Source organism: Vibrio sp. B1REV9, from assembly GCF_905175395.2.
Classification (GTDB): domain Bacteria; phylum Pseudomonadota; class Gammaproteobacteria; order Enterobacterales; family Vibrionaceae; genus Vibrio; species Vibrio alfacsensis.
The window spans coordinates 687,643-700,592 of sequence record NZ_HG992745.1; the positions used below are offsets into that span (position 1 = coordinate 687,643).

Annotated in this window: 7 protein-coding genes and 1 pseudogene; 2 read left to right on the forward strand and 6 right to left on the reverse strand. The window is 46.4% G+C overall.

The window, feature by feature from the left end:
- Positions 1-38 precede the first annotated feature (38 nt).
- The 4 genes and pseudogenes from aroQ to KHN78_RS08695 all read right to left on the reverse strand — a co-directional run bounded on the left by aroQ (position 39) and on the right by KHN78_RS08695 (position 5,476).
- Positions 39-488 (reverse strand): type II 3-dehydroquinate dehydratase, encoded by a 450-nt coding sequence (gene aroQ, locus KHN78_RS08680; protein ID WP_211915790.1) that lies wholly within the window; start codon positions 486-488, stop codon positions 39-41.
- Positions 489-794: 306 nt separating this feature from the next.
- Positions 795-2,747, reverse strand: a complete 1,953-nt coding sequence (acs, locus tag KHN78_RS08685) for an acetate--CoA ligase (RefSeq protein ID WP_211915791.1) — start codon at positions 2,745-2,747, stop codon at positions 795-797.
- 235 nt (positions 2,748-2,982) lie between these two features.
- Positions 2,983-3,614 (reverse strand): annotated as a pseudogene (locus KHN78_RS08690) (3'-5' exonuclease).
- Between the two features lie 35 nt (positions 3,615-3,649).
- Positions 3,650-5,476: a DUF294 nucleotidyltransferase-like domain-containing protein gene (locus tag KHN78_RS08695; RefSeq protein WP_211915792.1), complete on the reverse strand. Its 1,827-nt coding sequence runs from the start codon at positions 5,474-5,476 to the stop codon at positions 3,650-3,652.
- Positions 5,477-5,712: 236 nt separating this feature from the next.
- On the opposite strand from KHN78_RS08695, the gene KHN78_RS08700 reads away from it, so the two are divergent.
- Positions 5,713-6,903, forward strand: coding sequence for a 3-phenylpropionate MFS transporter (locus KHN78_RS08700; RefSeq protein WP_211915793.1), 1,191 nt, complete (start codon positions 5,713-5,715; stop codon positions 6,901-6,903).
- A gap of 135 nt (positions 6,904-7,038) precedes the next feature.
- Positions 7,039-10,470 carry a PAS domain-containing hybrid sensor histidine kinase/response regulator gene (locus tag KHN78_RS08705; RefSeq protein WP_211915794.1) on the forward strand — a complete coding sequence of 1,144 codons (3,432 nt, stop codon included), beginning with the start codon at positions 7,039-7,041 and terminating at the stop codon, positions 10,468-10,470.
- Positions 10,471-10,523: 53 nt separating this feature from the next.
- Here the strand turns inward: KHN78_RS08705 and KHN78_RS08710 are convergent, their stop codons facing one another.
- Together KHN78_RS08710 and KHN78_RS08715 are read right to left on the reverse strand one after the other, a co-directional pair.
- Positions 10,524-11,006 carry a hypothetical protein gene (locus KHN78_RS08710; RefSeq protein WP_211915795.1) on the reverse strand — a complete coding sequence of 161 codons (483 nt, stop codon included), beginning with the start codon at positions 11,004-11,006 and terminating at the stop codon, positions 10,524-10,526.
- Positions 11,007-11,219: 213 nt separating this feature from the next.
- Positions 11,220-12,947, reverse strand: a complete 1,728-nt coding sequence (locus tag KHN78_RS08715) for a sodium:solute symporter family protein (RefSeq protein WP_128809924.1) — start codon at positions 12,945-12,947, stop codon at positions 11,220-11,222.
- Positions 12,948-12,950 lie beyond the last annotated feature (3 nt).

The following is a 12,950-nucleotide window of genomic DNA, read 5'->3' on the forward strand; positions in this document are numbered from 1 at the left end:
GTGATTAAGACAACCCATTGGGCTGCAGAGTGTTTGGTTTACCTTGCCTGCAATTTTGCGATTGCGGCAGACAAAGCGAATTCATAACCTTGTGCACCTAGTCCACAAATCACCCCTTCCGCTTTATCTGATAGGTAAGAGTGATGACGAAACGGTTCTCGCGCATGAACGTTCGATAGGTGCACTTCAATAAATGGGATGGCAACGCCAAGTAGTGCATCACGTAGGGCAACACTGGTATGTGTGAAAGCCGCTGGGTTGATGATAATGAAGTCCACTTTGCCATATGCGGCGTGGATAGCTTCAATCAGTTCGTACTCGCGATTCGATTGCAGGTGTTCAAGGTCTACTCCAGACTTGTGAGCCTGTTCAGCCAAAGCGTCAACAATCTGTGCTAGGGTATTGTTACCATAGTGTGTTGGTTCTCGTAGGCCTAATAGATTAAGATTTGGCCCATTTAGAACTAGAATCCGTGACTTTGCAGACATTGTGTTGCTATCTTCCTTTATCGTGAGCAGAACGTTTATATTCCCAAATATACGATAAATCAGCACGATTTTTTTGTTAAAACCGCGCAAATTTTAAAAAATCGACCAAGATTATAGCTAATTCACAGCAATTAGCAGCAATTTACTGGTCTAATCTCCCAATAGTGCCCACCGTTTCTGTAACCAAGTTAACAAAAACAACATAATTGCCACGTAGTTTTTAGGGGCTCTTTTGCACCCACGTACAAAAAAACCGCCATATGCAATGGCGGCTTTTAGGGTTAACTGTGCAAAAAGGGCTGAGCGTTATGCCAGTTCCGCTTTCTCTGCGATCAATTTATCTACTACGCTTGGATCTGCCAGTGTTGAGGTGTCACCTAAGTTGCTGGTATCTCCAGTGGCAATCTTACGCAGGATGCGACGCATGATCTTACCTGAGCGCGTTTTTGGTAGAGAGTCAGTCCAATGTAAAACATCTGGTGTTGCGATAGGGCCAATCTCTTTGCGTACCCAGTCTTTCACTTCTTTATGCAATTCAGCCGATGGGAAGTCGCCATCATTAAGCGTGACGTAAGCGTAAATTGCCTGACCTTTGATGTCATGAGGAATGCCCACAATCGCTGCTTCTGCGATCTTATCGTGTGCAACGAGGGCGGATTCAATTTCTGCCGTACCCATTCGGTGACCAGATACGTTTAGTACGTCATCAACACGGCCAGTAATCCAGTAGTAGCCATCTTCGTCACGACGTGCGCCATCACTGGTGAAGTACATGCCTTTAAAGGTTGAGAAGTAGGTTTGCTCGAATCGTTCGTGATCGCCGTACACCGTGCGCATCTGACCAGGCCATGAATCGAGAATGACTAAGTTCCCCTCTGCCGTAGTCTCTTCAATGATGTTACCCATGTTATCGACAAGGGCAGGTTGCACACCAAAGAATGGACGAGTTGCAGAGCCTGGTTTTAGATCTGTGGCTCCAGGTAGTGGGGCAATCAAAATACCACCCGTTTCGGTTTGCCACCAAGTATCAACGATAGGTGACTTTTCGTTACCAATAGTTTTGTAGTACCACTCCCACGCTTCAGGATTGATTGGTTCACCAACGGAACCCATGACACGTAGGCTTGAACGAGATGTGCCGGCAACCGCTTCATTTCCTTTCGCCATCAGGGCTCGAATAGCCGTTGGTGCGGTATAAAGAATGTTAACTTGGTGTTTATCGACCACTTCGCTCATACGTGCTGTGCTTGGGTAGTTTGGTACACCCTCGAACAAAATGGTTTTGGCGCCGTTTGCAAGAGGGCCGTAAATTAGGTAAGTATGACCTGTGATCCAACCTACATCCGCCGTACACCAGAATGTCTCACCCTCTTGATAATCAAACACGTATTTAAATGTCATGGTCGCATAGACGAGGTAGCCACCAGTGGTGTGCAATACACCTTTTGGTTTACCTGTTGAGCCTGATGTATAAAGGATGAATAGAGGGTCTTCGGCTTTCATCTCTTCCGGTGGACATACATCAGAAACAACGGCGGTTGCTTCATGCCACCAAACATCACGATGCTCATGCCACTCAATATCACCACCCGTGCGTTTTAGTACCACTACTTTTTCTATCGTTTTTACTTCAGGATTTGTCAGGGCTTCATCGACATTTTTCTTTAGAGGAACCGCGCGACCGCCTCGAACGCCTTCATCAGCGGTAATGACGACTTTTGAATCAGAGTCAATGATGCGTCCTGATAGTGCCTCTGGAGAAAAACCGCCAAAAACGACGGTATGGACAGCGCCGATTCGAGTACATGCCAGCATTGCAACGGCAGCTTCAGGGACCATCGGCATGTAAAGACAAACTACGTCACCTTTTCGTACGCCTTGTTGTTTCAGTGCGTTAGAAAATTTACATACTTCTTTGTGCAGTTCATTGAATGTTAGTGTTTTGTCATCAGCTGGGTTGTCGCCCTCCCAGATGATTGCGACCTCATTGCCACGTTCGGCAAGGTGACGATCAATACAGTTTGCAGACACGTTCAGCGTGCCGTCTTCGAACCAACGAATATCGACGTGACCAGTATCAAAAGAGGTGTTTTTTACTTGAGTGAATGGTTTTATCCAATCGACGACTTTGCCGTGTTCACTCCAGAAGCCCTCAGGGTCGGTGACTGACTGCTGATACATGGCTAGGTAAGTGTCATTATCCGCATGCGTATGATTTTTAATATTCTCTTTTACCGGATAAACGTGGGCTTCGCTCATGGCTTCTCTCCTTGTGCCTATAATTCTCGACCTGAGTCTTTTGTAGGGCTGTTTCACGCTCTTTGTTGTCAATTGAATAAAGAACCAATTGAGTCCAGAGCGCTGCTGTGCGTATAACTGTCCGTCACAGCGGTTATTTCTACAATTAGACTTTAGGATGAGAGCGAGTGATGTGCTGAAAATTTGCGGAAATAAACCTGATTCTGGGAGGTTGGTCGAAAGTGTATCATCGAGATTATTGGGTGTACGGTACGCTAAATTTTGGTAAGTCACCTTTCGTGAGGCGCACATATACTAACGCGGCAGACTTAGCATCTTGCAGGGCATCATGTTTGTCTTGAATCGGCAGTTCAAGGTGCTTACAAATAGCATCAAGACTTAAGTCGAAGTAGGCGTTGGGCAAATGACGTTCGAGCTTGTCGTGATAAATCTGGCTCACTTCGATGAGAGGGTTAGGTAGTGGGAAGCCTAAATGCCTCAGACAGGCGAGGTCGAGGATCTTTTTGTCATAGCGGATGTGGTAGCCGACCAAAGGACGATTGCCGATGAAGTCGAGCAGTTTGATCAGCGCTTCTTTTTCGCTGATACCATCAACCAAATCTTGGTGGCGGATATGGTGAATCTTTACCGAGCCTGAATCGAGTGATTGTGGGGCGCGAAGTCGAACTTCAAATGGCTTGCTGGTGATGATGCGGTTGTCGATGATTTTAGTTGCGGCGATAGTGACCAGCTCGGCACGATTTGGGTCCAAGCTGGTGGTTTCGCAATCGAGAGAGACAAACTCGTTTTTTGCGGCGAACAAAATAGTGGCTGATAAGGTGAGCCTTTCAGCTTGTAATGCCAGTATTTCCTTTGTAGCCAATTCATCCCTGTCACCTCTCGTCTTATTTGCCTAAAAGACTCTAATCACGGATTTGATAATGGAAGCCTAAGAACTGCTTAAACTTCTTTACCACGTGTAAGCTGTGGCGCAGCAGGTCTCGTGCGCTCCTATCTAACTGTTTGATGTCGATGTTGTTCAGGGCTTCTTGCTTACTCAATTGCTGGTTCAAACGGATCTTGAAGAACAGCTTTAGCGCCTCATTGAGGTTATCTGCGGTTTCCGGTTCTAAGATACGTTTTTTTCTCAGTGCTTCGATACGTTCAAAGGTGTTCTTCTCTTCAATTGCGTATTCCAATGACAAGGTGCGAATGCCATGTACGATTGGGAAGATGCCGCCACGCTTGATATCTAGCCCATCCTTAGCGCTTTTGACGTTACCAAATAGAGTAAGAGGCACGGAAAATTGCAGAGCAGGGCGAGTGAAATCAGACAGAATCAACATGCGATCTTCCATGCTGTCTCTGAGGTGCTCGGTGATAGGCGTGAGAAGATCTCGATTGCCTGCGACCGCGTGAGCATCACTGAATATGGCTAAATCCATGATCTGTTCAGGCTGTGCTTTAGCAATCCAATTATCGATAGTCTTAATCCATTCTTGCTGCGTTCTGACCCACTTCGGATTGTTAACCATCACTTTACCAGGACAAAGTGGATAGCCAAGTTGCTGCAAGGTGTGCGTTAGGTTTTGCATTACGGCGGTACAATGTTCCCATTCCAAACCATCTTGAATAATCAATGCATTATCTTGGTCAGTCTTAAGGATTTGTTCACCACGCCCCTCAGAACCTAGGACAATCAAGCAACAGTGGTCGTGCAATGCTGGTGGTACGACAAGCTCAAATGCTTTCTCTATGATTTGTTCGTTGACTGCGGATATCAGCTCCATGATGAAACGAGTACGGATGCCGTTGGTCAGTAAGCTGTCCACCAACTGACGCTGTCGATTGGAAGCAAGGGCTAACTCTTCCACGCTGCTGGCTCGCGCTATGCTGAGTGTCAGTACGTGAGAGTGCGTCGAGAAAGCACTGAGGATCTGAGTCATATCTAACATGCCGATGGCTTCGTTTCCATCGCATACCATCAGGCGCTTCATGCGGTTTCGTGTCATGGTGATCATGGCATTAAACAGAAAATCGCCTTGATCGACGTGATAGACAGGGAATGTGGCGATTTCATTAACAGGAGTGTCAAGGTGATGCCCATCTAACATGACGGCATGCAGCATGTTAGTTCGAGTTACAATCGCGTAGGGATGTGCCGATGGATATTGCTCTAAGCGTGGGTCCTCTTGGCTAAGCAGAACCAAAGCAGCATCGATGCCATTGTCTTTGAGTGTTTTGGTGACTTCATTAATTGGCATATCAGGAGCCAATAACATTGGCGGATGATAGATGCTGCTATCTACCTTCGTCAGAATGAATTCGGCAAGGTTTTGCTGCTGCTGAGCTGCTTCAACGAGAGCTTGGCGCTTTGATAAGTTGTTATCGAAGTAGGCGGCGAACTGTCCGTTCTCGCTATACAGCTCAAGGAATACTTCTTTGGGCAGTAAGTACGAGAGGGTATCTTCCAGTGCCACATACTGATGACGGACGCTTTCTTCGAATAAGGATCGCACATCAAACATGTCGTCATTGGCGTAGTGAGCAAACACTTCGTCTTGATCTTTTGAGCGCTCTTCAACAGCGCCTTTAATCAGCACGTGCAGGTGAGGGTTATCTTGTCCACAAGCTAAGATGACATCTCGCGTTCGGTAGTATGCCACATCGAGAGACGAGCGCAGTCTATTTTGCTGTGCGTCAGTTAGGCGATTGAACGGTGGAGATTGCATATTAAATTTGTCAGGCATGAAAGCACCTACATGTGATGGGAATACTCTTTAAGTCTGACAACTTTCTCCATTGAAGCCAGACGACTTTGGTCTAAATTGATGTAATCTATTTTTGCTGAAATCCTGTGCCATAGAGGAAAGAGGAAATGGCCGATTCTTCCCTTTTTCTATGACACATTGCGATCCATAATTCACTCTCCCAATCGTTTACGTGACGAAACTTGTTCGTTTTTGCCGTTTTTAGGATGTCAGTGATGTTGAAACCCTCTCCGTATGGCTGGATCTCCCAGTACTTTCTCGGATTCTTTTTTGCGTATGGCGTATACCTGCCATTTTGGTCGTTGTGGTTTAAAGAGCAGGGTGTCTCTGCAACAGACATCGGTTTACTTGTGGGTCTTGGTTTAGCTACGCGTTGCGTCGCGAATATGGTGATTACACCACGTGTGCATAAAGTCGAACACTTAATGCCAGCATTGCGTTGGTTAAGTTTTGCAGCCCTTATCTTTGTCGGTTTTCACTTTTTTACGGGTGGCAATTTTTGGCTAATGGCATTAGTGACCGTATTGTTCAATCTCTGTTGTGGCCCAGTGGTTCCGTTATCGGACGCGATGGCGAATTACTACTCTCGTTTGAAAATGCTCGACTATGGACGTACTCGTCTATGGGGCTCTGTTGCGTTTATCGCAGGTTCTACCGTGGTCGGTTTTCTAGTGGCAGAATTTGGCTCTGACATGATCTTGTACACGGCGATGGTGGGAGTGTTCATTTCATTGTTGTTTGCGATGCGTAACACAAATCCAATGCCAGTGACCCAGAGTGGTCAGCATACGCAACGCCCGAAGCTATCGGCATTATTGACAGACAAACCGGTTGTAAAATTTCTCGTATTAGTTGCATTGATTCAAGGGAGTCATGCGGCTTACTACGGCTTTAGTGCCATTCATTGGAAAGCCGCAGGTCACTCTGAAAATGTGATTGGCTATTTGTGGAGCTTAGGTGTCGCGGCAGAAGTCGCCGTTTTTGCGTTTAGTAAGCGTTTATTTGCTGGTTGGGCATTACGATCGTTATTTGTCGTTGCCGCGGGTGGGGTGATGTTGCGATGGGGAATGACGGCTGCAACCACGTCAATTTTTGCGTTAGTTATGGTTCAACTGCTTCATGGCGTGACGTTTGCAACTGCCCACATTGCCGCGATTCAATACATTCAAAATTCTGCAGAGAACAAGATGGTGGCATTGCAAGCACTGTATAACGCAATTCCATTGGGCGCTGTTATCGCACTTATGACTGTGCTCAGTGGTTGGGGATATGAGCATTGGGGGGCGAACATTTTCTGGGTTATGGCGTCTATGGGCTTTTTTGCATTGTTCATTAAAGTCGAACCTCAGGATGCTCAGCGTAACGTCGTCGATGTATCAGAAAATGCAGTAGAAGCACAGAATTAAGCTTCTGTGACAGAGATTAAAAACTAACCTTTGTCTCTGTTGTGAAAGCAGTGTTAAATGAAACCTCTCCCTTACGGAGAGGTTTTTTGTGCCTTTTAAATCACGAATGGCAACAGAGGTAAGAAAGGATATCGAATGCAAGGATGGCTCGTAATTCCCGTTTCTTTAGCGTATTTGGGAATTCTATTTTTTATCGCTTGGTATGGTGACAAACAAAAGAGATGGTTGGCGCGTTGGCGACCGTGGATCTACAGTTTGTCGATTGCAGTGTACTGCACGTCATGGACGTTTTACGGCACAGTTGGGCAAGCGAGCAATAATCCGTGGTCTTTTTTACCGATCTATATCGCGCCCATTCTTGTTTTTACGATTGGTTGGCGGGTATTGGCTCGTCTCATTTTGATCGCTAAGCGAGAGCATATTACCTCGATCGCAGACTTTATCGCTGCGCGCTATGGTAAATCTCAAGGTATTGCCGTTGCGGTGACGTTAATTGCTGTTGCAGGCATTTTACCTTATATCGCGTTGCAACTGCGTGGCATTACCATGGGGTTAGAAATCATCGCTCCAGATCTACCCTCTCAGTTAGGCAGTGAAAATTTCAGTGTTTCTTGGTTTGTTGTTGGAGCACTTGCGATTTTTACCATGCTATTTGGTACTCGCCACATTGATAACACCGAGCACCACCGCGGTATGATGATGGCGATTGCATTTGAATCCGTTCTCAAGCTGGTGGCATTTTTGGTTGTCGGTGTATTTATTGTTTGGCTTGCAATCGATACGGAAAGTTTCCATCTAGCAGACATTGCAGCTCAGACTTATGAATCGCCAAATATTCCAACCTTATTGATCCACACAATACTGACCATGCTGGCGATTGTCTGTTTACCGCGTCAGTTTCATACCATGGTTGTTGAGAACGAGCGAGCTCAGGATTTACACGTCGCGCGTTGGCTGTTTCCACTGTATTTGATTTTAATGGGCATTTTTGTTCTGCCGATTGCATGGGTAGGGCAAAGCTTGCTCAGTGGAAGCCCTGCAGATACTTACGTGATAAGCGTACCAATGGCGGTGGGTGCTAACGATATTGCTCTATTGGCATTTTTAGGTGGTACGTCCGCTGCGAGTGGCATGGTCATCGTTTCCACGATCGCCTTAGCCATCATGGTGTCTAATGACTTGGTCATGCCACTGATCTTGCGTCGCATGAAGTTGTCTCAACGCAATCACCATCACTTTTCTGAACTGTTACTGCGCATTCGTCGTGGCTTAATTCTGTTGCTGTTAGTTGGGGCGTGGGGTTTTTATCAGGCGCTAGATAGTATTCACTCACTCTCAGCGATAGGTTTCCTCTCATTTGCTGCAATCACTCAGTTTGCCCCTCCTTTGATTGGTGGTATGTATTGGCGACAGGGAAATAAGAAAGGCGTTTATGTTGGGTTATTGGTTGGCTTCACCATTTGGTTAATAACCTTGATGAGCCAAACTGGCATGCTAGCTGGTGATGCGAGTAATAATTTATTGATTTGGCTGATCACACCACCTGATTTACTGACGGATCTTGGCATCGCAATCTCTGATTGGGGAATGATTGTGAGTGTTGCCGCAAATGCTCTGTGTTTTGTGTTGGTTTCATTGGCGACGCGCCCAAGCCTGAGTGAACGTTTACAATCTGCCTCATTTGTTGGTACGCCGTTGCCTGAAAGTGAAAACATCAGTTTGTATCAAAGCCGTGTCACCGTGAGCGAACTGGAGATGCTCGCTTCTCGCTTTGTTGGACGTACACGAGTGAAATCGGCGTTTCAAACATACTGGAATCAACAACCAGAAGCGTTGTTACCAAACCAACAGGCACCATCTACCTTGATTAGGCATACTGAGCGTGTCCTTGCGGGCGTGTTTGGCGCGTCTTCAGCAAAGTTAGTACTTACTTCTGCTTTGCAAGGAAGAAACATGCAGCTTGAAGAAGTTGCCACCATTGTTGATGAAGCATCGGAATTGTATGACTTCAGTCGTGGATTGTTGCAAGGTGCAATTGAGCACATTGGCCAGGGTATCGCTGTTGTCGATAAACAGTTGCGGCTGGTGGCATGGAATCAGCGTTATCTGGAACTGTTTGTTTTTCCTCCTGGACTCATTCAAGTTGGTCGCCCTATTGCGGATGTGATTCGCCATAATGCTGAGCAAGGTCTGTGTGGCCCCGGAGACCCAGAAGATCATGTTCGTCGACGTGTTTTTCATTTAGAACAAGGTACGCGTCATACTTCTTCTCGTATTCGACCGGATGGTCGGGTTATTGAAGTGCAAGGAAACCCGATGCCTGGTGGCGGTTTTGTGATGAGTTTTACTGATATCACTGTATTTCGAGATGCAGAACAAGCGCTAAAAGATGCAAATGAGACCTTAGAGGAGCGTGTTCGTGTTCGTACTCGCGAGTTGGAGCAACTGAACAAGCAGTTGGTTGCTGCCACGCAGCGCTCAGAACATGAATCTCAATCTAAATCTCGATTTCTGGCTGCGGTTAGCCATGATTTGATGCAACCGCTTAATGCGGCGCGATTGTTTGCTTCTTCGCTATCGGAAGTCGCCAAAGACAATGAAACACAAAAACTCTCTACCCATATCGAGAGTGCACTTGGCGCTGCGGAAGATTTAATTGGTGACTTACTGGATATTTCGCGTTTGGAATCAGGGAAATTGGATATTCATGTTCATGCTTTCGCCGTGAACGATGTCCTTGCGAATTTGAATGCAGAGTTCAGCGCGCTGGCGAAACAGCAAGGGATTGACTTTATGATGATCCCCTCGTCCCTAATGGTGAAATCCGATCCGAAGTTGCTGCGTCGAGTGGTTCAGAATTTCTTAACTAATGCGTTTCGTTATAGCCCAAATGGTAAGGTGGTATTGGGTGTACGGCGTGTGCAAGGTAATGTGCGTATCGATGTGTGGGATAACGGTATGGGCATTGAGCAAGAGAAACAGCAAGAAATCTTTGAAGAGTTTAGCCGTGGTACGCAAGTTCGTTCTGATCAAGGTTTAGGGCTTGGTCTTGCCATTTCGAAAGGTATTGCTCAAGTTCTTGGGCATGAGATATCAATGCGCTCTTGGTTTGGTCAAGGTAGTGTGTTCTCGATTACTTTAGATAAAGCAGAAAGAGTACACGTACAACCAAGTGTTACAGTAAAGAGCAAGCAATCAGATTTGAGTCATATCCGCGTTTTGTGCGTTGATAACGAACCTGAAATTTTGGTCGGTATGGAAAACTTGCTTTCACGTTGGGGATGCGACATTCGCCTAGCGACTGATATCGTTGAAAGTTTAAAAGTGCTTGAAGATGACTGGACTCCGGACGTGATTTTCTCCGACTATCGTCTTGATAATGGTCGAACGGGACTAGAGGTATTGCAGCAATGTCGTTTGCGCTTAGGTAACCGTTTCGAAGGCGTCATTATCAGTGCAGATCGAACCGATGACATGATGGATGGGATCAAAGCAAATGGTTTCAGTTTCATCGCGAAACCAGTAAAACCCCTAAAGTTGCGCTCTGTGCTTAATCGAGTTGCATAAAAGCGGCCTCCCTAAGGCGGTCGCTTTTGGCGGTATTTCGCGTCGATGGATGATTATTCTGTAAATAACGTTTCGTATTTCACAAATGCCGTTTGTGTCTCGCCATAGTATAGCGTTCCCTCTGATTGAATCGCTACACGTAACCAGCTTTCTTCAGATGCAGGCTTAGGAAGCGTGATGGTCCAATTTTGGCCAGCGTTATCAGCGCGAGTCATCTCAAAAGGCTGGGTATTTTGTGCTTGGTCATCAACGACAGAAATTTTCACCCCCTCCAGTGGGTAGGCGGCATTGAGTGATAATTCCAAACTGTCTTTCGTGAGCTTTTCTGAGCGAAACTTCACTTTGAAATCACCATTTTCCATATCACACAATCCACTGGTGTAACGGCAGTTGGATTTTCCGACTAACTTGTAACTCTCCCCTTCTTTGGCGGCTTGAGGTTTTTCACTGAGGGCCATGTCAGTGCCGAAATACGCGATCAGAGAAAGAATCGGTGCCACTAACAGGGCGATCGTAATATGCTTGTTTTTGAACATCTTGGCTTCCTTGCTACAACGGTATACCTAAGAAACCTCATACCTAAGCTGGCAGAGATAAAGTTGCTTGGGTATACCATGTCTAAAATTGGATTGAGTTGTTTTACCGTGGCTTTGTATTCGTATTTACTATCGAAATTGATATGAGCTACGTTAACCTAATTGAGTGAATAAAAAAGCCCCAAATGGGGCTTTTGTGGTGTGAGTTGAGATTTAGTGGTCTACAGCATCGCCTGCACCAACTGGTACACGAACGTGCTCAACGAGATCTTTCACTTCTTGTGGAGTTTCAGCCGTTACTTTCGATACCGCGAATGCCACGACAAAGTTGAATATTGCACCGATAGCACCAAATGCATTTGGCTCGATACCTAGGAACCAGTTTTGTCCCCAGCTCTGTAGGTATTTCCATTCTGGAATGAATAGGATGCCTTTGTGTTGGAATACGTAGAATAGCGTGATGCTAATACCCGCAACCATACCCGCGATAGCCCCTTCTTTGTTAATGCCTTTGCTGAAGATACCCATCATCAGTGCCGGGAAGATAGATGAACCAGCCAGACCAAACGCTAATGCTACGGTTCCCGCGGCAAAGCCCGGTGGATTGAGGCCAAGATAACCCGCAAACGCAATGGCCACCGCCATCGATATTCGGCTTGCGAGCAGTTCTTTCTTCTCGGAAATGTTCGGATTGATAACCCCTTTAATTAAGTCATGGGATATGGCTGATGAGATTGCCAACAACAGACCAGCAGCGGTAGATAGTGCTGCTGCTAAACCACCAGCTGCGACTAATGCGATGACCCAATTTGGCAATTTAGCAATCTCTGGATTTGCTAATACCATAATATCACGGTCAACTTTTAGTTCGTTGGTTGCTGGGTTTGAAGTGTACTCAATCAGACCATCGCCATTTTTATCATCGAAGCCAAGTAGGCCCGTTTTTTCCCAGTTCTTGAACCAGTCAGGGCGCTCATCATAAGCAAGGTGTTGACCTGGTGCTGGGTTAACGGTATCCATCAGATTCAAGCGAGCCATTGCAGATACTGCTGGGGCTGTTGTGTATAGAATCGCGATGAAAAATAGCGCCCAGCCTGCAGATGTACGAGCATCACGAACTTTAGGCACGGTAAAGAAGCGGATGATAACGTGCGGAAGGCCTGCGGTACCGATCATAAGAGACATGGTGTATACGAACATGTTTAGTGTGTCACCTCTGACGGCGGTCGTATATTCACTAAAGCCAAGTTCGGTGACGACTTGGTCAAGCCGATCAAGCAGGTAGACGTCAGTGCCTTGAATGGTACTGCCGAGGCCGATTTGTGGTAGAGGGTTACCTGTCAGTTGCAGAGAGATAAAGATTGCTGGAATAGTGTAAGCTAAAATGAGTACGCAATATTGAGCAATCTGCGTGTAGGTGATGCCTTTCATTCCACCCATTACTGCGTAGATGAATACGATACACATACCGATGCCTAGACCTGTTGCGTAATCGACTTCTAGGAAGCGACCAAACGCAACGCCAACCCCTTTCATCTGACCGATTACGTAAGTGACCGATGCGATGATCAGACACACAACCGCAACGATACGAGCCGCGTTAGAATAGAAGCGTTCACCGATAAATTCGGGTACAGTAAATTTACCAAACTTACGCAGGTACGGAGCGAGAAGCATAGCTAGCAGAACGTAGCCGCCCGTCCACCCCATTAGGAAGACACTACCGCCGTAACCCATAAAGGCAATCAAACCAGCCATTGAGATAAAAGATGCTGCTGACATCCAATCCGCTGCGGTTGCCATGCCGTTTGCTACAGGGTTAACACCGCCACCAGCGACATAGAACTCTTTTGTTGAGCCTGCTCGAGCCCAAATCGCAATCCCAATGTACAGGAGGAAGGTTGAGCCAACCACCAGGTAGGTTATCGTTTTCAAATCCATCTG